At 61.8% G+C, this 24,523-nt stretch carries 16 protein-coding genes; 9 read left to right on the top strand and 7 right to left on the bottom strand.

Going from position 1 to position 24,523, the window contains the following annotated elements; genetic code table 11:
- The first annotated feature begins 7 nt into the window (after nucleotides 1–7).
- Nucleotides 8–709 (top strand): DUF2461 domain-containing protein, encoded by a 702-nt coding sequence (locus SSARUM2_RS23315; RefSeq protein ID WP_060425248.1) that lies wholly within the window; start codon nucleotides 8–10, stop codon nucleotides 707–709.
- Nucleotides 710–717: 8 nt separating this feature from the next.
- Here the strand turns inward: SSARUM2_RS23315 and ilvY are convergent, their stop codons facing one another.
- Entirely contained in the window at nucleotides 718–1,608 is an 891-nt protein-coding gene (gene ilvY, locus SSARUM2_RS23310) for an HTH-type transcriptional activator IlvY (protein WP_033636409.1), read from the bottom strand.
- 168 nt (nucleotides 1,609–1,776) lie between these two features.
- Between ilvY and ilvC the strand changes: the two genes are divergently transcribed.
- Entirely contained in the window at nucleotides 1,777–3,252 is a 1,476-nt protein-coding gene (gene ilvC, locus SSARUM2_RS23305) for a ketol-acid reductoisomerase (RefSeq protein ID WP_033636408.1), read from the top strand.
- A gap of 47 nt (nucleotides 3,253–3,299) precedes the next feature.
- Here ilvC and SSARUM2_RS23300 read toward each other — a convergent pair whose 3' ends face one another.
- Entirely contained in the window at nucleotides 3,300–4,235 is a 936-nt protein-coding gene (locus tag SSARUM2_RS23300) for a sugar kinase (RefSeq protein WP_060439646.1), read from the bottom strand.
- A gap of 241 nt (nucleotides 4,236–4,476) precedes the next feature.
- On the opposite strand from SSARUM2_RS23300, the gene pdeH reads away from it, so the two are divergent.
- Nucleotides 4,477–5,268 (top strand): cyclic-guanylate-specific phosphodiesterase, encoded by a 792-nt coding sequence (gene pdeH, locus SSARUM2_RS23295; RefSeq protein WP_060425255.1) that lies wholly within the window; start codon nucleotides 4,477–4,479, stop codon nucleotides 5,266–5,268.
- A gap of 90 nt (nucleotides 5,269–5,358) precedes the next feature.
- Nucleotides 5,359–7,398, top strand: a complete 2,040-nt coding sequence (locus tag SSARUM2_RS23290; protein WP_060423902.1) for an AsmA family protein — start codon at nucleotides 5,359–5,361, stop codon at nucleotides 7,396–7,398.
- Here the strand turns inward: SSARUM2_RS23290 and SSARUM2_RS23285 are convergent, their stop codons facing one another.
- The 3 genes from SSARUM2_RS23285 to yhjD all read right to left on the bottom strand — a co-directional run bounded on the left by SSARUM2_RS23285 (nucleotide 7,399) and on the right by yhjD (nucleotide 10,936).
- Nucleotides 7,399–8,166 carry a CDP-diacylglycerol diphosphatase gene (locus tag SSARUM2_RS23285; protein WP_060453106.1) on the bottom strand — a complete coding sequence of 256 codons (768 nt, stop codon included), beginning with the start codon at nucleotides 8,164–8,166 and terminating at the stop codon, nucleotides 7,399–7,401.
- Nucleotides 8,167–8,266: 100 nt separating this feature from the next.
- On the bottom strand, nucleotides 8,267–9,589 hold the full coding sequence (locus tag SSARUM2_RS23280) for an MFS transporter (RefSeq protein WP_033636402.1): 1,323 nt from the start codon (nucleotides 9,587–9,589) through the stop codon (nucleotides 8,267–8,269).
- 327 nt (nucleotides 9,590–9,916) lie between these two features.
- Nucleotides 9,917–10,936, bottom strand: a complete 1,020-nt coding sequence (gene yhjD, locus SSARUM2_RS23275; RefSeq protein ID WP_049234782.1) for an inner membrane protein YhjD — start codon at nucleotides 10,934–10,936, stop codon at nucleotides 9,917–9,919.
- A 341-nt stretch (nucleotides 10,937–11,277) separates the two neighbouring features.
- On the opposite strand from yhjD, the gene SSARUM2_RS23270 reads away from it, so the two are divergent.
- A complete protein-coding gene (locus SSARUM2_RS23270; protein WP_033636400.1) occupies nucleotides 11,278–12,144 on the top strand; it encodes a crotonase/enoyl-CoA hydratase family protein in 867 nt (288 codons plus the stop codon).
- A 16-nt stretch (nucleotides 12,145–12,160) separates the two neighbouring features.
- On the opposite strand, the gene pdeR is transcribed toward SSARUM2_RS23270, so the two are convergent.
- The gene (gene pdeR, locus SSARUM2_RS23265; RefSeq protein ID WP_039569730.1) at nucleotides 12,161–14,155 is read right to left on the bottom strand and encodes a cyclic di-GMP phosphodiesterase; all 1,995 of its coding nucleotides are present in this window, start codon (nucleotides 14,153–14,155) and stop codon (nucleotides 12,161–12,163) included.
- Between the two features lie 535 nt (nucleotides 14,156–14,690).
- Between pdeR and spy the strand changes: the two genes are divergently transcribed.
- Nucleotides 14,691–15,179 carry an ATP-independent periplasmic protein-refolding chaperone Spy gene (gene spy, locus SSARUM2_RS23260; RefSeq protein WP_033636398.1) on the top strand — a complete coding sequence of 163 codons (489 nt, stop codon included), beginning with the start codon at nucleotides 14,691–14,693 and terminating at the stop codon, nucleotides 15,177–15,179.
- Between the two features lie 94 nt (nucleotides 15,180–15,273).
- Here the strand turns inward: spy and SSARUM2_RS23255 are convergent, their stop codons facing one another.
- Complete coding sequence (locus SSARUM2_RS23255) at nucleotides 15,274–16,491, bottom strand: Tm-1-like ATP-binding domain-containing protein (protein WP_060453107.1); 1,218 nt, start codon at nucleotides 16,489–16,491, stop codon at nucleotides 15,274–15,276.
- A 264-nt stretch (nucleotides 16,492–16,755) separates the two neighbouring features.
- Between SSARUM2_RS23255 and SSARUM2_RS23250 the strand changes: the two genes are divergently transcribed.
- From SSARUM2_RS23250 to SSARUM2_RS23240, 3 genes are all read left to right on the top strand, one after another.
- Nucleotides 16,756–17,394 (top strand): TetR/AcrR family transcriptional regulator, encoded by a 639-nt coding sequence (locus SSARUM2_RS23250; protein ID WP_033636396.1) that lies wholly within the window; start codon nucleotides 16,756–16,758, stop codon nucleotides 17,392–17,394.
- Nucleotides 17,395–17,872: 478 nt separating this feature from the next.
- The gene (locus SSARUM2_RS23245) at nucleotides 17,873–20,893 is read left to right on the top strand and encodes an autotransporter serine protease (protein ID WP_225369125.1); all 3,021 of its coding nucleotides are present in this window, start codon (nucleotides 17,873–17,875) and stop codon (nucleotides 20,891–20,893) included.
- A gap of 136 nt (nucleotides 20,894–21,029) precedes the next feature.
- On the top strand, nucleotides 21,030–24,122 hold the full coding sequence (locus SSARUM2_RS23240) for an autotransporter serine protease (RefSeq protein ID WP_125863081.1): 3,093 nt from the start codon (nucleotides 21,030–21,032) through the stop codon (nucleotides 24,120–24,122).
- The last annotated feature ends 401 nt before the right edge of the window (nucleotides 24,123–24,523 follow it).

The raw sequence follows: 24,523 nt of genomic DNA, 5'->3' as shown, positions 1-24,523 counted from the left end.
AAAACTTATGACGCAACCCTTCTCCGGCTTTAGCCAGCAGGGTCTGAATTTCCTGCAGCAGGTGCGGATCGAGAACGATAAGGCGTGGTTCGACGGCAACCGCGACATCTACGATCGCGAGCTGCTGGCGCCGTTTCGCGCGCTGGTGGAGCAGTTGGCTCCCGGCATGCTGGCGATCGATCCGCTGTTCGAGACTCGCCCGGCGATCGGCAAAACGCTGTCGCGCATTCATCGCGATACGCGTTTTTCACATGACAAATCGCGCTACCGCAGCCGCATGTGGCTGACGTTCAAGCGCCCGAGCAAAGACTGGAAAGACGCGCCGGTCTACTTTTTCGAACTGGGGCCGGACATGCTGCGCTATGGGCTCGGCTACTACAGCGCCAACAAGCCGACCATGGATCTGTTCCGTCATACGCTGAGGCAGCGGCCGCAGCCTTTCCTTGAGGTGGCCGCCTGCTGCCGGCCGCCGTTCGAGCTGGTGGGCGAGAGCTACAAGCGCCCGCTGGTGAAGGAACAGGCGGCGGAGATCGCCACCTGGTACAACCGCAAGTCGTTTGCGGTGATGGTGACCGACAGCGAAGTGGAAAAGCTGTTCAGTGCCGATCTGGTGCCGCTGCTGGCCGGGGCATTTTTGCAGCTTGAGCCGCTCTACCACTGGCTGATGCAGGTAGAGACGATGAAGCAGATCGATCCGGCGGATCTGTAAACCCTGCGTCAGCGGGGATGCAGCAAGCGCCAAAAGGCGTCGATCAGCGGATCGCTGAGGCGCTTTTTCTGGACGCAGACTCCCAGCTCGAACGGTTCGACCATCGAGATGTTATCCAGCTGCGAGATGCGGTTACGTACCGGCTCCGGGCTGTTGTCCACCACCACGCTCGGGATCAGCGCGATGCCGCAGCCCAGAGCGACCATCGACACGATGGCTTCGTGGCCGCCGACGGTGGCGTAAATCAGCGGATTGCTGATGCGGTGGCGGCGGAACCACAGCTCGATGCGTTTTCGCGAAGGGCCGTGCTCCGGCAGGATGAACGGGATCTCGGCCCAGTCGGGCCTGTCGGCGAACGCCTGGCTGCGCACCGCGCAGGGCAGCGCCGGCGCGATCAGCACCAGCGGGATTTCGCCGATTTTGGTGAACGCCACGCTGGCGGGCAGCGTTTCCGGCCGGCCGGCGATGCCGAGATCGGCCTCGTTGGATTGCACCTTGTCGACCGCGTCGGCGGCGTCGCCGGTGGTCAGCTTAATCTCCACCAGCGGGTGCTGCGCGCGGAAGCGATCGAGGATCGGCGGCAGGTGGCTGTACGCCGCGGTCACCGAGCAGAACAGCCGCAGTTCGCCGCTGAGCGAAGGGCCGTGCTGGCCGAGTGAGTGCTTCAGCTGCTGATATTGCAGCAGCGTTTGCTGGGCGAATTCTTTCAGCTGTTCGCCGGCGTCGGTCAGCTGCACGGTGCGGTTATCGCGCAGGAACAGCGGCTGCCCGAGGATCTCTTCCAGCCGCTGGATCTGGCGGGAGAGCGTCGACGGGCTGACGTGCATCGCCTTGGCGGTGCGCCCGAAGTGATGGCTTTCGGCCAGATGCAGGAACAGCTTTAAATCACGTAAATCCATATCGATACGCTCGCAGTGAGTATGTTGCATAAATTGCAATATCACGTTCTTAATATATCAATTTAAGCAACGCATTTCCTGTTATACATTGAGTTTAACGAATCTCCGCACAGACAGGGCGGGGAATGAAAATAACAATGCAAGACAACATCAAACCGGAGTACCACCATGGCTAACTATTTCAACACATTGAACCTGCGTCAGCAGTTGGCGCAATTGGGTAAATGCCGCTTTATGGCGCGCGACGAATTTGCTGACGAAGCCGGCTACCTGAAAGGTAAAAAAGTGGTGATTGTCGGCTGTGGCGCCCAGGGGCTGAACCAGGGGCTGAACATGCGCGATTCCGGCCTGGACGTCGCCTATGCCCTGCGCAAAGAAGCGATCGACGAGAAGCGCGCTTCCTGGCGCAAGGCGACCGAAAACGGCTTTAAGGTCGGCACCTACGAAGACCTGATCCCGCAGGCGGATCTGGTGGTCAACCTGACGCCCGACAAGCAGCACTCTTCCGTGGTGCGCGCAGTGCAGCCGCTGATGAAAGACGGCGCGGCGCTGGGTTATTCCCACGGCTTCAACATCGTTGAAGTGGGTGAGCAGGTGCGCAAAGACATCACCGTGGTGATGGTCGCGCCGAAATGCCCGGGCACCGAAGTGCGCGAAGAGTACAAACGCGGCTTCGGCGTGCCGACCCTGATTGCGGTTCACCCGGAAAACGATCCGAAAGGCGAAGGCATGGCGATCGCCAAGGCCTGGGCGGCGGCGACCGGTGGCCACCGCGCCGGCGTGCTGGAGTCCTCCTTCGTCGCCGAAGTGAAATCCGACCTGATGGGCGAGCAGACCATTCTGTGCGGCATGCTGCAGGCGGGTTCGCTGCTGTGCTTCGACAAGCTGGTTGCAGAGGGCACCGATCCGGCTTACGCCGAGAAACTGATTCAGTTCGGCTGGGAAACCATCACCGAAGCGCTGAAGCAGGGCGGCATCACCCTGATGATGGATCGCCTGTCCAACCCGGCCAAGCTGCGTGCCTATGCGCTGTCCGAACAGCTGAAAACCATCATGGCGCCGCTGTTCCAGAAGCACATGGACGACATCATCTCCGGCGCTTTCTCCAGCGGCATGATGGCCGACTGGGCGGAAGACGACGTGAAATTGCTGACCTGGCGCGAAGAGACCGGCAAAACCGCGTTCGAGAATGCGCCGCAGTTTGAAGGCAAAATCAGCGAGCAAGAGTACTTCGATCACGGCGTGCTGATGGTGGCGATGGTGAAAGCGGGCGTTGAGCTGGCGTTCGAAACCATGGTCGATGCCGGCATCATCGAAGAGTCGGCTTACTACGAGTCGCTGCACGAGCTGCCGCTGATCGCCAACACCATTGCGCGTAAGCGTCTGTATGAAATGAACGTGGTTATCTCCGATACCGCAGAGTACGGCAACTACCTGTTCGCCAACGCGGCGGTGCCGTTGCTGAAGGACTTCATGACCACCCTGCAGGCGGGCGATTTGGGCAAAGCCGTGGCGGGTACGGCGGTGGACAACGCGCAGCTGCGTGACGTGAACGAAGCGGTGCGCAGCCACCCTATCGAAACCGTCGGCCGCAAACTGCGTGGCTACATGACCGACATGAAACGCATCGCCGTTGCGGGCTGATTTCCCGCAAGGCAAAGCACACAGAGCCGGCAGCGATGCCGGCTTTTTTATGCCTCCGGCATGACCTCGGCGGGAATGATGGCGCCGCGGTGTTGGATCACCGTTGCGGCGAGCAGGTGGCCGCGCTGCGCCGCCTGTTGGGCGCTGCCGCCGTTCAGGCGTACCGCCAGGTAACCGGCGCTGAAAGAGTCGCCCGCCGCGGTGGTATCCACCACGCGCTCCGGCGGCAGCGCGATCGCCGGCACCTCAAGCCGCTCTCCCTCCACGCTGAACACCAGACAGGCATCCGCGCCGCGTTTGATAACGATCTCACCGACGCCGAGCGCCTGCGTGCGCGCCACCACCTGTTCAACCGGCTGCGCTCCCCACAGCAGCTCTTCGTCATCCAGCGTCAGGAAGGCGATGTCGGTGCAGGCCAGCACCTCACGGTAGGCCTGCTGCGTTTCCTCACGGCTGTGCCACAGGCGCGGGCGATAGTTATTGTCGAAGATAACCTGGCCGCCGTTGGCGCGGCAGCGGCGCAACAGCGCCAGCAGCTTCGTGCGGTCGGCAGGCGCGAGGATCGCCAGGCTAATGCCGCTGAGATACAGGTAATCGAACTGCGCCAGCCGGGCGCACAGTGCGTCGGCCTGGGGGCCCGCCAGCCAATACCGGGCGGCGGCGTCGTTGCGCCAGTAGTAGAAGGTGCGTTCGCCGGCGGCGTCGGTTTCGATCACGTACAGGCCCGGCAGTTTGTTTTCCAACCGCTGAATCAGCCCGGTCTCGATCTTCTCCTGCCGCCAGGCCTGCAGCATCTCGCCGCTGAAGCTGTCGGTGCCGAGCGCGGTGACGTAATGCACCTGCAGCGTCTGTTCCGGCATTTGGCGGGCGAGGTAGACGGCGGTGTTGAGGGTATCGCCGCCAAAGCCGCGCGTCAGCTGTGCGCCCTGCTGCGACAGTTCGATCATGCATTCGCCGATCACGGCGAGATTTCGGATAGTCATCGTCAATAAGCCCTGGCTAAAGAAGAAGCAACAACCGCCAGTCTCCACGCAAGGCGGTGAGGGAGTCAATAAATTAAAACGGTGTTTTGATTTTTTTATGATCGCGATCGGCCCATGCCAAAACAGGGTGAAGAAGAAACCGTGCGGCAATTCGTGCTTAAAGTTTTGCGCGGCGCGGCCGATAAGCTGGGTAAAGAAACAGCGGCAGCGCTCTCACTTCCCCGCCACGGCGATAGTACCGATGATAACCAACCTGATCTCGGGTCTGCTGGCGCCCTGTTTTGCCCTTTATGCCTGCGCCAAATCGCGGCGCTACTGGCGGCAATGCCGGCGCTTGTATACCTTCCAGCCGATTTATCGCACCAGCGGCGCGCTGCTGGCGGTGGAACTGCTGACGGCGGTATATCACCCGAATGAACCGAACAAACGGCAATCCCCGGAACAGTATTTTGCCTCGCTCGGCGTCGCCCAGCGTTTGCGGGTGATCCAGGAACAGCTGGAGCTGTTGCAGCGCTGGCAGGCATTGTTCATTCGCCACGCGGTGATGGTGTCGGTCAATATCGACGGCATGGCGCTGCAAGCGTTGCAGCGCCATAGCGAGCTGCAGCGGCAGATCGCCGAGATGCCCTATCTGCGCTTCGAACTGGTGGAGCACGCCGAAACAGCGTCAAACCGCCCGTTGCACCAGATGGTCGGCGGCGAACGGCTGTGGCTGGACGATTTCGGCAGCGGGCTGGCCAACTTCTCCGCCGTCGGCGCCTGGCGCTATCAATACATCAAGGTAGCGCGCGAATTGTTCACCTTGCTTAAACAGTCTGAAGAGGGCGTGCAGCTGCTCGGCACCCTGATCAAGATGATGAACCAGCACAGCGACGGGGTGATCGTCGAAGGCGTGGAAACCGAGCAGGAGTGGCGGCTGGTACAGCGTTCCGGCGCGTTGGCCGCGCAGGGTTACTATCTTTCCCGCCCGGCATGCTTTGAAACTTTACACAGCGTACCGACGCTGTTCGCCGCGCCCGGCGCGCCGGCGTGAACTCCGGCCTATCCTCAGCTAATCTTAAACGGGGCTGCTCATTCCTTTTCCTTTCATTCGGCAGCCCGGTTTATGTGCTGAGGGAGCCCTATGACAAGAACAGGAAAGGTTTTCAGCTGGCTGGGCGGCATTGTGCTGCTGGCGGTCGCCGCGCTGGCGATCTTCATCGCTACCTTCGACTGGAATCGACTCAAGCCCACCATCAACGACAAAGTGTCGGCCGAACTGCGGCGGCCGTTCGCCATCCGCGGCGATCTGGGCGTCGACTGGTCGCGTAACCGGGATGAGGGCGGCTGGCGCGCCTGGGTGCCCTGGCCGCATATTCACGCCGAAGACGTGTGGCTGGGTAACCCGAAAAACATGCCCGGCGACAGCATGGTGACGCTGCAGCGCGTCGACGCCAGCATCGCACCGCTGGCGTTGCTGAAGAAAGAACTGCTGATCCCGCGCATTTGGCTCAAGCAGCCGAATGCGTCGTTGCAACGCCTGGCCAACGGCGACAACAACTGGACGTTTGACCTGGCCGCTGGCCAGGATCCGCAGCAACCGCCTTCCGACTGGTCGTTCACCGTTCACGACATCGTGTTCGACAAGGGGCAGATCGCCTTTAAAGACGCCACGCTGAAGGCGGACTTCCGCGCCGTCATCGATCCGCTCGGCAAACCGCTGCCGTTCAGTGAAGTGACCGGCAAACAGAGCAGCGGCAAGGCCGCCACTCCTGACTACGTCTTCGGTTGGCAGGTCAAGGGCAAATACAACGGCGAGCCGCTGAGCGGCAGCGGCAAGATTGGCGGCATGCTGTCGCTGCAGAGCGCCGATCTGCCGTTCCCGCTGCAGGCCGACGTGCGCTCCGGCAGTACCCGAGTGGCGGTGGCGGGCACCTTGACCGATCCGCTGAACCTCGGCGGGCTGGACGTGCAGCTGAAATTTTCCGGCGAAAGCCTGGGTAATCTCTATGGCCTGACCGGCGTGCTGCTGCCGAACACGCCGCCGTATGCGACCGATGGCCATCTGATTGCCCGCCTGCATCAGCCGGGCGGCGCCGTGTTCGAATATCAGAAATTCGACGGCAAAATCGGTGACAGCGACATTCACGGCGATTTGAAATACGTTGCCGGTAAGCCGCGGCCGACGCTGAGCGGCGCGGTGCGCTCCCGGCAGCTGAGGTTGGCGGATCTGGCACCGCTGATCGGCGCGGACTCCAACGCCGCCAAAGCCGGGCGCGGCGAGAAGAGCCGCCAGCCGGCGGATAAAGTGCTGCCGGTCGAACAGTTCGATACGCAAAGCTGGCGCAAGATGGATGCGGACGTGAAGTTTGCCGCCGCGCGTATCGAACGCGGCAGCGATTTGCCGCTGAGCGATTTGGCCACGCATCTGAAGCTGAACAATGGCGAACTGCGCCTGGATCCGCTGCGCTTCGGCATGGCGGGCGGCAGCCTGAACGCCGTGGTGCGCCTCGACGGCGGCAAAAAGCCGATGCGCGGCCAGGTGGATATGCACGCGCGCAAACTCCAGCTCAAACAGCTGTTGCCGAACGTGGCGGCGATGAAGCGCAGCCTCGGGCAGATGAACGGCGACGCCAGGCTGACGGGCAGCGGCAATTCGGTAGCCGAGCTGCTGGCGACCAGCAACGGCGACCTGCGCCTGTTGATCAATAACGGGGTGATCAGCCGCAGCCTGATGGAAATCCTCGGTCTGAACGTCGGCAACTATCTGGTGGCGCAGCTGTTCGGTGACGATGTGGTGGGCATCAACTGCGCGGCGGCGGATGTCGGCATCCGCAACGGCGTCGCCGCACCACGGCTGTTTGTGTTCGACACCGAGAACGCGGTGATCAACATCACCGGCAACACCAACCTCGCCACCGAACGGCTGGATTTGTCCATCGATCCGGAAAGCAAGGGGATGCGCGTGCTGACCCTGCGCTCGCCGCTGTACGTGAAAGGCACCTTCAAGCACCCCGACGCCGGCGTCAAAGCCGGGCCGCTGATCGCCCGCGGCGCGGCGGCGGTGGCGTTGGGCGCGGTGCTGACGCCGGCGGCGGCGCTGCTGGCGCTGGTTTCACCCAGTGAAGGCGGCGAGGAGAACCAGTGCGGGCAGATCCTGCGGGAGATGAAAGGCAAAAAATAGTCAGGCGTGCGGCGGCGGCGTGAGCAGCCGGCAGTCGTGATCCTGGATCTCTTCCGCCGAGGCCAGGGTAAACGGCAGCAGGCTGCGCTCGGTCGCCAGCAGCAGGAAATCGCCGTCCGGCAGCGCGGTCATCGCCAGGCCGAAGCTGCCCATGCGCCCTTCGGCGCGCGGCAGGCCGGAAGCCAACAGGCGGAAGGCGCCCTGTTGTTCCAGTTCGGCGGGGGTCACCCGCCGCCCCAGATAGTCATGCCCCAACAGGCCGCCGGGCAGCGGTTGCCATTGATCGATAAAATCGGGGCCGATCTGCGCCAGCCGCTGTTTTACCGCCGGCAACAGGCAGGAGATATGAATGTGCAGCTGGTTTTGCGTGCGGCCATATTCCGAGTTGATCGCCAGTGAAATATCGCCATCGTCGATCGGTTTGCCATAACGTTCCGCCATCACGTAGCGCGCGCGCCAGGCCTGGGCGAAGAAATTCGGCGTAGTGGCGTCCAGCACCGCCGGGCTTTCTATCCCGGTGATTTTGGCGCTGGGCATCAGCAGGTATTGCAGCGGCCCGTTGCGATCTTTAAACACCACGAAGCCGGCCAGCACATCTACCTGCGTGCAGGGCGCCGGGTTGTCATGCGCTTGCTGATTGGGCAGACATTGCTGGCTGACGATGCGCCACAGCGCATCGGGATGATCAGGCTTCAACCCGTAATAGAGCGCGATGGCGAGAGCCGCCAGCAGCGCAACGCAGACAAATACCCCACGACGCAGAGACATCGGCCGATCCTGTTACCGAGAGAAACATCCAGCATAGCCCGGTTTTATGACAGTAAACGAACAACGCGTGCGGCCCCCGCAGTGAGGGGGCCGCAGGGGATCACAGCGACCGGTGGCGGGTTTCTTTCATCAACAGCAGGGCCAGCAGCGTCAACCCGGCCATCGCCGCCAGGTACATGCCGACGTAGAACAGCCCGTAGTGGGCCGCCAGCCAGGTGGCGATATAAGGCGCCACGGACGCGCCGAGGATCGACGCGACGTTGTAGGAGAACGACGCGCCGGTATAGCGCACTTCGGTCGGGAACAGCTCCGGCAGCAGCGCGCCCATCGGGCCAAAGGTCAGCCCCATGATGCTCAGGCCGCACAGCAGGAAGCCCATCACCAGCGCCTGATTGCCGGAACCCAGCAGGGGCGGGAACAGGAACGCGAAGCCGATCATCAGCAGGGTAATGGCGATCATGGTCTTGCGGCGGCCGAACGCATCCGCCAGCAGGCCGGCGATCGGCACCATCACGCCGAAGCCGATCACCGCCACCATCAGCATCCACAGGAAGCTGTTGCGGGAGTAGCCGAGGCCCAGCGGCTGCGGCGCGGTGCCGTAGGTCATCGAATACACCGTCATCAGATAAAACAGCGTGTAGGTCGCCAGCATGATGAAGGTGCCGAGGATGGTGGCTTTCAGATGCTTGCTCAGCAGCGTGCCGAGCGGCACTTTCACCTGTTTGCCGGCCTTGGCCACTTTGGCGAACACCGGCGTTTCATGCAGCGATACCCGAACGTACAGGCCGATCAGCACCAGCGCCGCGGAGAGGATGAACGGCACGCGCCAGCCCCATTCCATAAACTGCTGGTCGCTCAGCAGCCAGGAGAGCAGCAGGAAGGTGCCGTTGGCGAAGAAGAAGCCGATCGGCGCGCCCAACTGCGGGAAGGAGCCGTACAGCGCGCGCTTTTTGGCCGGCGCGTTCTCCGTCGCCAGCAGGGCGGCGCCGCCCCATTCGCCGCCCAGCCCCAGACCCTGCCCAAAGCGCGCCAGCGCCAGCAGGATAGGGGCGAAGATGCCGATGGTTTCATAGCTTGGCAGCAGGCCGATCAGCACGGTGGAAATCCCCATGGTCAGCAGCGAGGCGACCAGCGTGACCTTGCGCCCTACCCGATCGCCGAAGTGGCCGAACAACGCAGAGCCGATAGGGCGCGCGACAAAGGCGACGGCGAAGGTGGCCAGCGACTGCAGCGTCGCGGTGGTCGGGTCGCCCTGCGGGAAGAAGATGTGCGGGAACACGATCACCGCGGCGGTGGCGTAGATGTAGAAGTCGAAGAACTCGATGGCGGTGCCGACCAGCGAGGCGACGATGACTTTCCCGCGGGAGTTCACCGGTGTGGACGCCTCGTCGGCGTCGAGTGGGGGTGCGATGGTGGCTTGCATAATATTTCTTATCGTTAGAGGGGGTAAAAATCCATCTTAGTGACAGCATGCGGCCTTTTCAACGCGGGAGCTTTGGGCAACACCTTTCCTAACCGGTTAAAAAGACTAATGTTTTACCGGGATTCTTTTCTGCAGCGTTAAACGTTGAGAAATGGAGTTCGCGCAGAGGGAATGGCTGTAAAAACGGCAAAGAAAAGTGACTGGGCAGTTTGTTATGCTGGTTTCCGGATGGCGCACCGCGCGATTCAGATGTATTGACTGGTTTTTTGGCTGTTAACCAGATAAACGTGCCGGTGTGTGCGATAACACCGGCACGATTGCATGGCTTCAGCGCGCTGGCGGCTCGCGTTTCGGCAACGCTTTGTCGCCTTTGTAGTCGGCGGTGGCGATCCAGGCGGCGCAAAACAGCGTCAAACGAGCGAAGAAGTAGAAGAACGCCATCAGCCCGATCACCGATCCGAAGGCCGCGCCGGAAGGCGACTTCGCCACCTGCGGCAGCGTCATGGTCATCACGAACTTGATCACTTCAAAGCCGATGGCGGCGAGCAAGGTGCCGCGCAGCAGCGCTTTTTTCTTCGGTTTGTGGCGCGGCAGCATCCAGAAAATCCACAGGAACAGCAGATAGTTGGCGAAGATCGAGATCGACAGCGCGATCGTCGTCAGCGCCGGCCGAAGCCATTCGATGCCGTCCAGCCCCAGCGCGTTGACGATCGCCGCCTGCGCCGACCCGGCGACCGAGGTCAGCGACAGCGTGATAATCAGCGCGACCACCAGGCCGGTCAGCGAGATGAAATCGCGGGTGTATTTGAAGTAGATTTTCTCCTGATCCTGCGGATTGCGCTCCCAGACATCGCGCGACTGCGCGCGGATCGCCTCGCGCAGATTGCCCATCCAACTGATGCCGGAATAGAGCGCCAGCGCCAGACCGGTCAACCCCACGGTGGTGCGCTGCTGAATGGCGGTATTGACGGTGTTCTTCAGCGTGCTGGCCAGCGTCGGATCGCTGATGCTGCCGACGATCCGGTTGATCAAGCGGGCCAGCAGATCCGGATTGGAGGCCAGCACGAAGCCGGCGGCGGCAAACGACACCATCAGGATCGGGATCAGCGAGAGGAATGAAAAATAGGTGATGGCGGCGCCGAACTGGCTACCCAGCCGATCGTTAAAGCGTTCGGCCGCGCGCAGCAGGTGCGCTACGCTCGGCCAGGCTTTGATACGTTCAATCAGACGTGAAAAACCACCGATGCGGCGGTCGAGGGTCTCATGGCCGGTCTTGATGGCAATAAGCGGCTTCGGCGGCGTGTCTTGTGCGGGCTGGCGGCGTTCCTGGTCTGGTCCTGTAGGCATTACTTCACGATTTCCTTAACTTTAAACGGCATGTTTCAGCATTGATTATAGCCAAAGCCCCGCGGCGTTTTGAGCGCCGGGGCGGCAAACGGTCATTTTCCGAGCTTAGCGCGTTAGCGCCCGGCATGAAATGCCGACGATGGCGCGATAGGTAAAATTCCTATGAAAACCCCGTGGCGCCTCAGTTTTTTTCACTTTCCTACCTCCAATTTTTATCTGTTTCGTCGGCGAGAAAGCGTTTACTCATGATGTGGCGTTGCGCTTTGCCGCTCGCCGCTCCGCTGCAGCCGTAGGGGCTGGAACGGTCTCATCCGTCATCAACAGAAAAACTGGAAGGTCTTATGAAATTGCTTAATCACCCCACCTGCCGCCCGTTTACCGAAGCGGGCAATCTGTCGCAGCTGTCCGCCTACTATGAAGAGGGGCGGCACATCATGTGGATGCTGCTGCGCGCCGCGCCGCGCCCCTGCTTCAACCAGGCGCTGATCGAAGACATCATGACGCTGGCGCAGGCGGCGAAGGAATCTTCGCTGCGGTTCGATTTCTGGGTCACCGGCTCGCTGGTGCCGAACATGTTCAACGTCGGCGGCGATCTGCAGTTCTTCGCCGACGCGATCAAAAACCGCAAGCGCGAGGCGATGATGGCCTACGCGCGCGCCTGCATCGACTGCGTGCATGCGGCGGCTCGCGGTTTCGACACCGGCGCGGTCAGCATTGCGATGGTCGAAGGCAGTGCGCTGGGGGGCGGCTTTGAAGCGGCGTTGGCGCACCATTTCGTGCTGGCGCAGAACAATGCGCGCATGGGGTTTCCGGAGATCGCGTTCAACCTGTTTCCCGGCATGGGCGGTTACTCGCTGGTGGCGCGCAAGGCGGGCATGCGCTTGGCCGAGGAGCTGATTTGGGGCGGCGAGTCGCACACCGCAGAGTGGTTCGAGAGCCGCGGGCTGGTGGATCAGCTGTTCCAGCCCGGCGACGCCTACATGGCGACGCGCACCTTTATCGATACCATTCGGCCGAAGCTCAACGGCATGCGCGCCATGCTGCGGGCGCGTCAGCGCGTGTTGCAGCTGACGCGCTCCGAGCTGATGGACATTACCGAAGATTGGGTGCACTCGGCCTTTACCATTGAGGAAAAAGACCGCGCCTACATCGAGCGGCTGGTGATGTTGCAGGATCGCCATACCCTGAACCTGCGTCGTGCCGGCTAACCTTAACGCGCCCGCCTCATGCGGAGGGTGAGCGCGGGCGATAGGACTGCAGCCAATGCTCCAGCTGTTCCGGGAGCATTGGCCGCGCAAACAGAAAGCCCTGTTTTTCGTCCACGCCGACCTCGTCGAGGAAGTGGTTTTCGCTCTCGGTCTCCACCCCTTCGGCGATCACCCGGAAGGCCAACGCCTCCGCCGCCGCAACGATCGCGCGCACCAACGATTGCGATACCGGGTTGAAATTCACCCCGCGCACGAAGCTTTTATCCAGCTTGATGGCGTCCAGAGGAATGCGCGCCAGCTGCGCCAGCGACGAATAGCCGGTGCCGAAGTCGTCGAGATGCACCTGCGCGCCCAGTTCGCGCAGCCGGGTGATCAACGCGCGCGCGCGGTTCTCGTCTTCAATCAGGCTGCTTTCGGTCAACTCGAAGTCCAGCAGACAGGGGGCCATGCGGTGACGGCGCAGCACCCCGAGCAGGTCGTTGACGATGCTGTCATCGGCCAGCTGACGGGCAGAGAGGTTGACCGCCACCCGCAGATTCAAGCCCTGTTCTTGCCACTGCGCCGCCTGCCCGGCGGCGGTCTGCAGCACCCATTGGCCGAGCGGGCCGATCAGGCCGGACTCCTCGGCGTAGGAAATGAACTGCAGCGGCGGGATCAGGCCGCGCTCCGGCGAATCCCAGCGCACCAGCGCTTCCACGCTGTGCACTTCACCGCTGCGCGCGTCGATTTTCGGCTGGTAATACAGCACCAGCTGATTTTGCTCCAGCCCTTTGCGCAGGTTGGTGTCCAGCCACATGTATTCGGCGACACGTTTATTCATCTCCGGCGAGAAGACGGTATAGGTACGTTTGCCGTGCTCCTTGGCGACGTACATGGCGGTATCGGCGCTGCGGATCAGGCTGTCGAGATCGTTGCCGTGCTCCGGGCACAGCGCGATGCCGATAGAACAGCCGGTATACACCTCAATCAGGCCGATGCGGAAAGGGGTTTTCAGCCTGTCGATGATGCGCTGCGCCAGCGTTTGCAGGCGCTCGCGATCGGTTTGCGGTGCCAGCACCAGGAATTCGTCGCCGCCGAGGCGGGCGAGCACCTGGTCCGGGCCCAGGCAGCCGAGGATCGCCAGCGCGACCTCGACCAGCAGCCGATCGCCGAACATATGGCCGTAGGCGTCGTTGACCTTTTTGAAGTTGTCGAGATCGAGGTACACCAGGCCGAAACTCTCTTCGCCGCGCGTGGCGATGGCGTGATTGATCTTGTCCTGGATGGCGTTACGGTTCGGCAGGCCGGTGATGAGATCGGTGTTGGCCAGCACCCGCAGTCGCTCCTGCGCCCGGCGTTCTTCGGTGATGTCGGTACCGGAGCAGATCAGAAAGACTTCGTTTTTGCCGCTGCCGCTGTGCACGAACTTATTGCGGAACAGGAACAGCCGTTCGCCCTTGACCGTCTTTACCCAGCGTTCCACCTCATAGGACGAACCGTTGCGGAAGAAGCCGGCGATGTTGCGCCGCGAAGCGGCGGCTTCTTCCGGGCTCATAAACAGCTGGAAAACGTTTTTGCCGATCACCTCGTGTTCGTGCAGCCCGGTATACTCCTCGCTCAGCCGGTTGAAACGCTGAATGCGGCCGTGTTGATCGACGATCACGATCACCGAGTTGGCTTCGGACACCACCTGCTCGGCGAAGGAGAGGCCGTGCACCAGGTCGCGCGCCACAGATTGGGTGTCGCTGAAGGCGGAAGCGGTGCCCGCCCATTCGAGGTTGTTGACGCGGCGCCCGACCAGATGCAGATGCAGCGGTGCACCGGCTAGCGTAATGGTCAGCTCCAGGCTGGCGGTGACGCCGGTCAGGCGACGGATTTTCGCCGCTTCCATGGCACTGAGCGCCACCGCGACGTGGGCTTTGCCTTTAACGGCGGACAGCTCCAGGGCATTGCTGTCAAACGCCAGCCGCCAGTGGGGGCTTTGGGTGCCGAAGTGGGCGTTAAGAAGCTCAGGGCCTTGGTCTGCGGGCATGATGATTCCTCAAAAGAGCACGGGCGGCCGGTCAGCACAGCTCCGGGCAGCCTGTTGGCCCGAAAGCGATCGCCGTACGCATCTGTGCATCATATAACAGGTTTTCACAGGCGGGGCGGGTGATGGAAACTATTATATAAGCAATGATTAGTTTTGCGGTGTAAACGTCGCCCGGCGGCCGGTTGTCTTAAAGTGTAGGAGAACATCGGATCCTGTGATGCTGGTACTGACTTCCCCCGTTATCGGAAAACGGTTGATGTAAGGTTGCCGTGCAGGCGAGTAAATTATAACGGTAAGGGGAAAGCGGAAAAATAACTCCACCGGGGGGATTGTTGCCGGGAAATTAAAATTTCCATCAAATAAACGCCATCTTCATAGTTTTCTCATAATTGGTGAATAAATCCGAGACGGGTTTTAAAAAGTTTACACACCCTCGCATTACTTGAAATTTATCAGCCTATTATTATCTCCGACGACGAATGAGCCTGTTAACGTACAGCGCTCCTGATGAAGAAAAACTTTTAAGGAAATGATTATGCGTAAATTGACGGCTTTATTTATTGCTTCCACGCTGGCCCTGGGTTCTGCTTCCGCGGCGTTCGCTGCGGACACCACTGCCCCGGCGGCGGATGCGGCGCCGATGAAAATGATGCATCACAAGGGTGAAGGCAAAGGCGGCCCGTTCGCCGGGCTGAACCTGACCGAGCAGCAGCGCCAGCAGATGCGCGATATTATGAAAGAGTCGCACCAGAAGCGCGGGCCGGGCATGAAAGAGGAGCGCCAGGCGCTGCACAATCTGGTCGCTTCCGACAGCTTTGACGAAGCGAAGGCGAAGGCGCAAATTGACGCGATCGGCAAAGCGCAATCCGAACGCATGCTGGAGCGCGCCAAAGCGGAAAATAAAATGTATAACCTGCTGACCCCTGAGCAGAAAAAACAATACAATGAGAATTATCAGAAACGTGAGCAAAAGATGATGGACCACATGAATAAAATGAAGGCGCAGATGTCCTCCGATCAGTAATATCCGCTCGCGGTGAATAATAAAGGGCCAGACTATTTGTCTGGCCCTTTTTCTATTTGGCGTTATCACTGGCAGGCTATGAAGTGAGTGATAATCATTCTCCGCTGACCATGTGCCGGAACTGCTCGGCAACGGCCTGAGCAAAGCGCGGGTCGTTAATATGATAAGGCGTTTTTATCAACCGGCGTTTGTCGGTGGCGCGCACCGTTTCTTCCAGCGCTTGCGTAAAGGCGGCCAGCGCCGCCGGATCCCAGAACGGTTGCCTGGGCGCGTCCAGAGCCGATACGCCGCCCGCCGGGATAACGAAACGCACTTCGCCCGCGCAGGCGTTGATTTTTTCGCCCATCCAACGCCCCATTAACGCATTCTCCCGCGCGCTGGTGCGCACCAGCGTCACTTGCGGGTTGTGAGGGTGGCGCAGACGGTTGGCATAGCGAGCCGGCACCGTGTTCGGCGCGCCGAAGTTGATCATGTCGATCGCGCCGCAGGAGAGCACGCACGGGATGCCGGTACGCGCGATGGCACCGAAACGATCGGTATTGCAGGGCAGCACGCCGCCAAACAGGTGATCGGCCACTTCGGTGGTGGTCAAATCGATGGCGCCGTGCAGTTGGCGGCTATCGATCAGTTTTTCCAACGCTCTGCCGCCGCTGCCGGTCGCATGAAACGTCAGACAATCCCATTGCGATCCCAACTCGGCAATCAATGCCTGAACGCAGGGCGTGGTGACGCCAAACATTGTCAGGCCGATCGCCGGCTTGTCGTCGTGAGAGTCGACGGCGGCGAAGCGGACTGCACCGGCAATCTGGCGCGCCGCGTTGCCCAGCACCCGTCGCGAGATGCGATTCAGGCCGGCGAGATCGGTGACCGAATACAGCATGCTGATATCGCTGGCGCCGACATAGGCGGAAACGTCACCCGCCGCCATGCTCGAGACCATCACTTTCGGCAGACCGATCGGCAGTTGCTGCATGGCCGGCGTGATGATGGCGGTGCCGCCGGAGCCGCCCAGGCCAAGCAGGGCGGCGATATCGCGGCGCGTCAGGATAAAGCGTTCGAAAGCGGTCGCCATGGCGGCGATCGCCTGGCCGCGGCTGGCGCAGAAGACCGCGCCGGCACCCGCCGGATGGTGGCGAGCGACCTCTTCTGGGCCGATTTCGGCCGGGGAGTCAAACGGCAAGCTACGGGTGGAGAGATCGACGGTTCGCGTGGGTAAATCCAGGCTGGCAATCAGCCGCCGCACATACTCCAACTCTTGTCCTTTCGTATCTGCTGTGGTAGCAATATAGACAAAATTTGAAGTATCTTTCATGGGTTTTTCCGAGGTGCTTCTAATTTTTATTTTAAAAATTAATGTATTATATTTTTTTAGGTGCCCTGGCGTTGGCATTTAAATTAAATTGATTAATGTATTTATATAATGAGACGGCAGTATCATTTTTGCAAGGGCAGCTCAGTGCAAAATGGGACTTCTGTCTCATTTTTGAGCTTTTTGCGCGGCCGAGCCTTTGTCGTCAACCTGTCGGCAGTGGCGTATCTCCAGCCGCGCAAGCATGTACAGATGTATGAGGTTTAAGTGCCGATAAATGCTTTTCCCACCCCGTTCGATCCTTCACTGACGTCCACCCGGGCAAAAACCTACCGTTTGTTGCTGGCCAGCGCGATGGCGCTGTATGACGAAGGCGCGTTTCCTTCGATCACCGAACTGGCGGCGTATGCGCAGGTATCGCGTGCGACCGCCTACCGCTACTTTCCGACCCAGAGTGCGCTGATTAGCGCCGTGGTGGCGGAAAGCCTGGGGCCTATTCTGGAATGGCGCCCGCAAGACGATGATGCCCTGAAGCGCATCCAGCAGTTGCTGACCTTCGCCTATCCTCAGATGGAACGGCACGAGGGGGCGTTGCGCGCGGCGTTGCAGCTCTCTTTGCAGCAGTGGGCGCACGCGACGCCGGGCGAAAAATTCGTGCGCGGCAACCGCAAGCGTCTGTTGGCGCTGGCGGTAGAACCGCTGCAGGGCAAACTGCCGCCGGACTCTCTGCAGAGAGTGATTCATGCTTTCTCGCTGATTTACGGCTCGGAGGTGTTCCTGGTGCTGAAAGATATCTGGGGGCTGGAGCTTGAGAGCATTCAGGACGTCACGCAATGGATGGCCAAAGCCATCCTTCGTCAGGCGGAAGAGGACGCGACGAACCGCAAAAAAACATCAGCAGGATAATCCAATTTTTGCCGATGGCTGACTGAAAAACCAGCATAATTCACTGAGTGAATATTGGCAAAATTTATAATTAAAAGTGATAAAAGACGCCTGTTAAGCACTTTTCAGGCGGCCACACCCTTCATTTGCCCATGAATTATATTTTTATTTATCAGTTAATTAATATTTATTCCCTCACGTGCTATCGCCGCTCCGATACCGCCAAGCGTCATTGTCATTTCTTATCGTCGCTGGCCTGATTCACCCCTGAAACTTTCTCTCCTCCCGCCGAACTGCCGAGTGACACATTAAGCGCACTTGAGATTGTTGTGCTTTATTTATTTGGTATTACCAAACTGTTACACAAAAAATCTTATAAAACATTTGCAAACAACAACGGACGGTATCTGGGATGGAGAAGAAACTTAGAGGAGTCAAATCCGCTCGGGCGGCCTTCGGCTGGCCTGAAATCGGAGTTCATCGCGCACAATGGAGCGCGATGCTGATCTGCCTGACGGCGATCGGCGGGGCGCAGGCTGCCAGCTATATAGAGAACGGCAAAGCGGGCGATCCGGCCAGCTGGCGCAGCAGTGAGTTCAACGCGGAATGGGGGCTGGGGGCGATCCACGCCGACCAGGCCTACGCCGCTGGTTATACCGGAAAAGGCATCAAACTTGGCATTTTCGATCAGCCGGTCTACGCCAAGCATCCCGAATTTGCCGGTGAGAATAAGGTGATCAATTTGGTCACCGAAGGCATCCGCGAATACACCGATCCCTATATCCCGGTGAAAAAAGGCGACACTTTCCGCTATGACGGTACGCCGAGCGTGGACTCCGATGGCACGCTCGGTTCGCACGGCACCCACGTGGGCGGCATCGCCGCCGGCAGCCGCGACGGCGGCGCCATGCACGGCGTGGCGTTCAACGCGCAGATCATCAGCGCCGAAAACGGCGATCCCGGCCCGGAGGACGGCATCATCCTCGGCAACGACGGCGCGGTGTACCAGGCCGGCTGGGATGCGCTGGTGGCCAGCGGCGCGCGCATCATCAACAACAGCTGGGGCATCGGCATTACCGAAAAGTTTGAGGAGGGGGGTTATGACCCGGCTTATCCACACTTCACGGTGAACGATGCGCAAAAGCAGTTCGATCAGATCAAACAGATCCTCGGCACCAAGCCCGGCGGCGCCTATCAGGGCGCGATCGACGCGGCGCGCAGCGGCGTGGTCACCATCTTCGCCGCCGGTAACGACGGCAATCTGAATAACCCCGATGCCATGGCCGGCCTGGCCTATTTCGTGCCGGAGATTGCACCGAACTGGCTGTCGGTCGCCAGCTTGCAGGATCCCTCTAATAGCGGCGACTACAGCATCAGCACCTTCTCTTCCCGCTGCGGCTACACCGCCAGCTTCTGCGTTTCGGCGCCGGGCACCCGGGTATACAGCTCGGTGATTGAAGGCACCAGCGTGGAGAATCTGACGACCGGCTACGCCAAATACAGCGGCACCTCGATGGCGGCGCCGCACGTGGCCGGCAGCGTCGCGGTGCTGATGGAGCGTTTCCCGTATCTGAATGGCGCGCAGGTGGCGGAAGTGCTGAAAACCACCGCCACCGACATGGGCGCGCCGGGCATCGACGCGCTCTACGGCTGGGGGATGATCAACCTGGGCAAAGCCACCAACGGCCCTGGCATGTTGGCGACCGTCGAGGATATTCCCGAAGAATTCCGCATCCCGGATCCGACGGGCGTGGCTTACGGCCCGACCCAGTTCGTGGTGGATCTGCCGGGCGTCGGCGCGGTGCTGGACAAGGGCAAACCGACCGAGCGCGTCTGCAGCGATGTGCTGTGCGGCCTGGACGTCTGGAGCAACGACATCTCCGGCCACGGCGGCCTGACCAAGCAGGGCATCGGCACGCTGGTGCTGACCGGTAACAATACTTATTCCGGCCCGACGCTGGTCAACCAGGGGCGGTTGGCTGTCAACGGCTCGGTCACCTCGGCCGTCAGCGTGCAGAGCGGCGGCATCGTCGGCGGCAGCGGCACGCTCGGTTCGCTGACCGCCCGTGATGGCGGCACCGTGGCGCCGGGCAACTCGATCGGTACCCTTAACGTGGCCGGCAACGTCAGCTTCGAGCCGGGTTCGCGCTACGCGGTGGAAGTGGGGCCGAACGGCCAGAGCGATCGGATCCAGAGCAGCGGATCGGCGACGATCGGCGGCGGTGAGGTGGCGGTGACGCTGGAGAACAGCCCCAACCTGCTGACGCAAAGCGAGGTGCGCAGCCTGCTGGGCCAGCAGTACACCATCCTGAGCGCGCAGCAGGGGGTGAGCGGGCAGTTTGACACGGTGGCGCCGAACTACCTGTTCCTCGGCACCGGGCTGAGCTACCAGCCGACCGGGGTGACGCTGAGCGTCGGGCGCAACGGCACCAGCTTCGCCAGCGTGGCGCAGACCTCGAACGAGCGGGCGGTGGCGGCGGCGGCGGATGCGCTGGCGGCGGGCAACCCGGTGTACGAGAGCCTGCTCGGCAGCGGCACGGCGGGCGAAGCGCGGCAGGCGTTCCGTCAGCTGTCGGGGCAAATCCATGCGGACATCGCCTCGGCGCTGGTGAACGACAGCCGCTACCTGCGTGAGGCGCTGAACGGGCGCCTGCGTCAGGCGGAAGGGCTGGCGAGCTCGTCGGCCATCAAGGCGGACGAGGGCGGTGCCTGGGCGCAGCTGCTGGGGGCGTGGGACCACGCGTCGGGCGACGCCAACGCCACGGGTTATCAGGCCTCGACCTACGGGGTGCTGGTGGGGCTGGACTCGGCGGCGGACGACTGGCGGCTGGGGGTGGCGACCGGCTACACCCGCACCTCGCTGCACGGCGGGTACGGGTCGAAGGCGGACAGCGACAACTACCACCTGGCGGCGTACGGCGACAAGCAGTTCGGGGCGCTGGCGCTGCGCGGCGGGGCGGGCTACACCTGGCACCGCATCGACACCAAGCGGTCGGTGAACTACGGGATGCAGTCGGATCGCGACACGGCGAAGTACAGCGCGCGCACCGAGCAGCTGTTCGCGGAAGCGGGCTACAGCGTGCAGGGTGAGTGGCTGAATCTGGAGCCGTTCGTGAACCTGGCGTACGTGAACTTCGAGAACAACGGCATCGCGGAAAGCGGCGGCGCGGCGGCATTGCGCGGCGACAAGCAGCACACGGACGCGACGGTGTCGACGCTGGGCCTGCGTGCGGACACCGAATGGCAGGTGAGCGCGGGCACGACGGTGGCGCTGCGCAGCGAGCTGGGATGGCAACATCAGTACGGCGGGCTGGAACGAGGTACCGGGCTGCGGTTCAACGGCGGCAACGCGCCGTTCGTGGTGGACAGCGTACCGGTCTCGCGCGACGGCATGGTGCTGAAGGCGGGGGCGGAAGTGGCGGTGAACGAAAACGCCACGCTGTCGCTGGGCTACGGCGGGCTGCTGTCGCAGAACCATCAGGACAACAGCGTCAACGCCGGTTTCACCTGGCGCTTCTAAGCACAAACACCATCGATTCAATCCTTGTACCGGAACCGTCTGCGGACGGTTCCTTTTTCACATCCTGCTAATGAAAGCCCGGCGCACCTGAGGCGTCGGCCAATAACAAGCAAAAGGTAAGGAAATGACAACAACAATGGGTTTTGATAGCAAAGGAAATGCTCGCCGCTCGCCGTGGCGGCTGAACGCGCTAGTCTGCTGCATGGCGCTGGCGGGGTATGCACAGGCGGCGCCGCACGAGGTGAACGGCCAAGCCGGCGATCCGGCCAGCTGGCGCAACGCCGAATTCAACGCCAACTGGGGGCTGGGGGCGATCCATGCCGATGAGGCCTACGCCGCCGGCTATACCGGCAAAGGGCAGAAGGTGGGCATTTTCGATACCCCGGTCAACCGCCATCCCGAGTTCGCCGGCGACGGCAAACTGATCAACGTGGTCACCGAAGGCTATCGCGCCTACACCGATCCGCACCGGCCGGGCATTAACGCCGGCGACCGCTTTTACTTCGACGGCACCTTCCACTTCTACAGCGGTTCACAGGGCATGCTGAGCAATCATGGGGTGCACGTTGCGGGCATCAGCGCCGCCAACCGCGACGGCGTCGGCATGCACGGCGTGGCTTTCGATTCGCAGGTGATCAGCGTCGATAACGACAACGACGGCCCGGCCTATGGTGAATTCCTCGGCCTGGACGGCGCCGTCACCAATGCCGGCTGGCAGGCGATGATCAACAACGGCGTGCGGGTGATCAACAACAGCTGGGGCGTCAGTATTCCCGACTTTCTGTCCGACGGCGGCCGCGATCCTAATGCGCTGCACTTTGAGCTGAAGGATGCGCAGGAACAATTCGATCAGGTCAAACCGCTGCTCGGCAGCCTGGCCGGCGCAGGCTATCAGGGCGCCATCGACGCCGCGCGCAAAAATATTCTGGTGCTGTTCGCCGCCGGTAACGACGGCAACTACAACCAGCCGGATGTGATCAGCGGGCTGGCCTACTTCGTGCCGGACATCGCGCCAAACTGGCTGTCGGTCGCCAGCGTGGCGCAGGATGCGGCATCGACCAACAGCGTGCCTTACACCATCAGCAGCTTCTCTTCCCGCTGCGGCTATACCGCCAGCTTCTGCGTCTCGTCGCCGGGCAGCAAAATCTACAGCACCGTGGCCAACGGTTCCGATCCGGCCAACCTGGTGTCGGACTACGGCAATAAAAACGGCACCTCGATGGCGACGCCGCACGTCACCGGCGCGGTGGCGGTGTTGCTGCAGCGTTTCCCGTACATGAGTTCGGCGCAGATTGCCGACGTGCTGAAAACTACCGCCACCGACATGGGCGCGCCGGGCATCGACGCGCTCTACGGCTGGGGGATGATCAACCTGGGCAAAGCCATTAACGGCCCGGGCATGTTCTATACCGTCGAGGATATTCCGGCGGAGTTCCGCATCCCGGATCCGACGGGCGTGGCCTACGGCCCGACCCAGTTTGTCGCCAATATTCCGGGCCTGGGCGCCGAGGTGGATGCCGGCACGCTGCACGCCAGAAAGTGTGACGACATCAGCTGCGAACTGGAAGTCTACTCCAACAACATCTCCGGCCACGGCGGCCTGACCAAAGAAGGGATGGGCACGCTGGTCATGACCGGCGCCAACACCTATGCCGGCCCGACGCTGGTCAATCAGGGGCGGTTGGCAGTCAACGGCTCGGTCACTTCGGCCGTCAGCGTGCAGAGCGGCGGTATTGTCGGCGGCAGCGGCACGGTGGGTTCGCTGACTGCCCGCCGCGGCGGCACCGTGGCGCCGGGCAACTCGATCGGCACCTTGAACGTGGCGGGCAACGTCAGCTTCGAGCCGGGTTCGCGCTACGCGGTGGAAGTGGGGCCGAACGGCCAGAGCGATCGGATCCAGAGCAGCGGATCGGCGACGATCGGCGGCGGCGAGGTGGCGGTGACGCTGGAGAACAGCCCCAACCTGCTGACGCAAAGCGAGGTGCGCAGCCTGCTGGGCCAGCAGTACACCATCCTGAGCGCGCAGCAGGGGGTGAGCGGGCAGTTTGACGCGGTGGCGCCGAACTACCTGTTCCTCGGCACCGGGCTGAGCTACCAGCCGACCGGGGTGACGCTGAGCGTCGGGCGCAACGGCACCAGCTTCGCCAGCGTGGCGCAGACGGCGAACGAGCGGGCGGTGGCGGCGGCGGCGGATGCGCTGGCGGCGGGCAACCCGGTGTACGAGAGCCTGCTCGGCAGCGGCACGGCGGGCGAAGCGCGGCAGGCGTTCCGTCAGCTGTCGGGGCAAATCCATGCGGACATCGCCTCGGCGCTGGTGAACGACAGCCGCTACCTGCGTGAGGCGCTGAACGGGCGCCTGCGTCAGGCGGAAGGGCTGGCGAGCTCGTCGGCCATCAAGGCGGATGAGGGCGGTGCCTGGGCGCAGCTGCTGGGGGCGTGGGACCACGCGTCGGGCGACGCCAATGCTACCGGCTATCAGGCCTCGACCTACGGGGTGCTGGTGGGGCTGGACTCGGCGGCGGCGGACGACTGGCGGCTGGGGGTGGCGACCGGCTACACCCGCACCTCGCTGCACGGCGGGTACGGGTCGAAGGCGGACAGCGACAACTACCACCTGGCGGCGTACGGCGACAAGCAGTTCGGGGCGCTGGCGCTGCGCGGCGGGGCGGGCTACACCTGGCACCGCATCGACACCAAGCGGTCGGTGAACTACGGGATGCAGTCGGATCGCGACACGGCGAAGTACAGCGCGCGCACCGAGCAGCTGTTCGCGGAAGCGGGCTACAGCGTGCAGGGTGAGTGGCTGAATCTGGAGCCGTTCGTGAACCTGGCGTACGTGAACTTCGAGAACAACGGCATCGCGGAAAGCGGCGGCGCGGCGGCATTGCGCGGCGACAAGCAGCACACGGACGCGACGGTGTCGACGCTGGGCCTGCGCGCGGACACCGCCTGGCAGGTGACCCCGGGCACGACGGTGGCGCTGCGCAGTGAGCTGGGGTGGCAACATCAGTACGGCGGGCTGGAACGAGGTACCGGGCTGCGGTTCAACGGCGGCAACGCGCCGTTCGTGGTGGACAGCGTACCGGTCTCGCGCGACGGCATGGTGCTGAAGGCGGGGGCGGAAGTGGCGGTGAACGAAAACGCCACGCTGTCGCTGGGCTACGGCGGGCTGCTGTCGCAGAACCATCAGGACAACAGCGTCAACGCCGGTTTTACCTGGCGCTTCTGACGTTCAGCGATCATCGCAATGACCACGGAGCCGGCATGCCGGCTCCGTTTTTATTTGCGGCTGCGGGGTGAGTCCGTATGATGGCGCGGCGCCAGGGCAATAAAAAACCGGGATCCTGACGGATCCCGGCTTAAAAGTGGGTAAAACAGATTAGCGCTAAAGGCTCAAGCCCCGTTTGATTTGCGCAGTCCGAGCGATGTGCTCATCGTCTCAGTAGCGGCAACGGAACAAATTTTCCCTGGTGTTACTATGGTTATTATTAAAAAACGTGCTGGTGTTATTTTTTATAGTGTATTGCTGTATGTCTCTTTTGATACCATGTTTGACGATGCAACATGGTATGTCAAGCAACGTTTTTAACGCATAATTGCATGAGATGCCAGTTTTAGATGTGGCTTTTT

The sequence above is a fragment of the Serratia sp. K-E0102 genome (genome assembly GCF_029962625.1).
Taxonomy (GTDB): Bacteria; Pseudomonadota; Gammaproteobacteria; order Enterobacterales; family Enterobacteriaceae; genus Serratia; species Serratia sarumanii.
The sequence above is the reverse complement of the archived record's forward strand: the minus strand, read 5'-3'. Positions and strand labels throughout refer to the sequence as shown.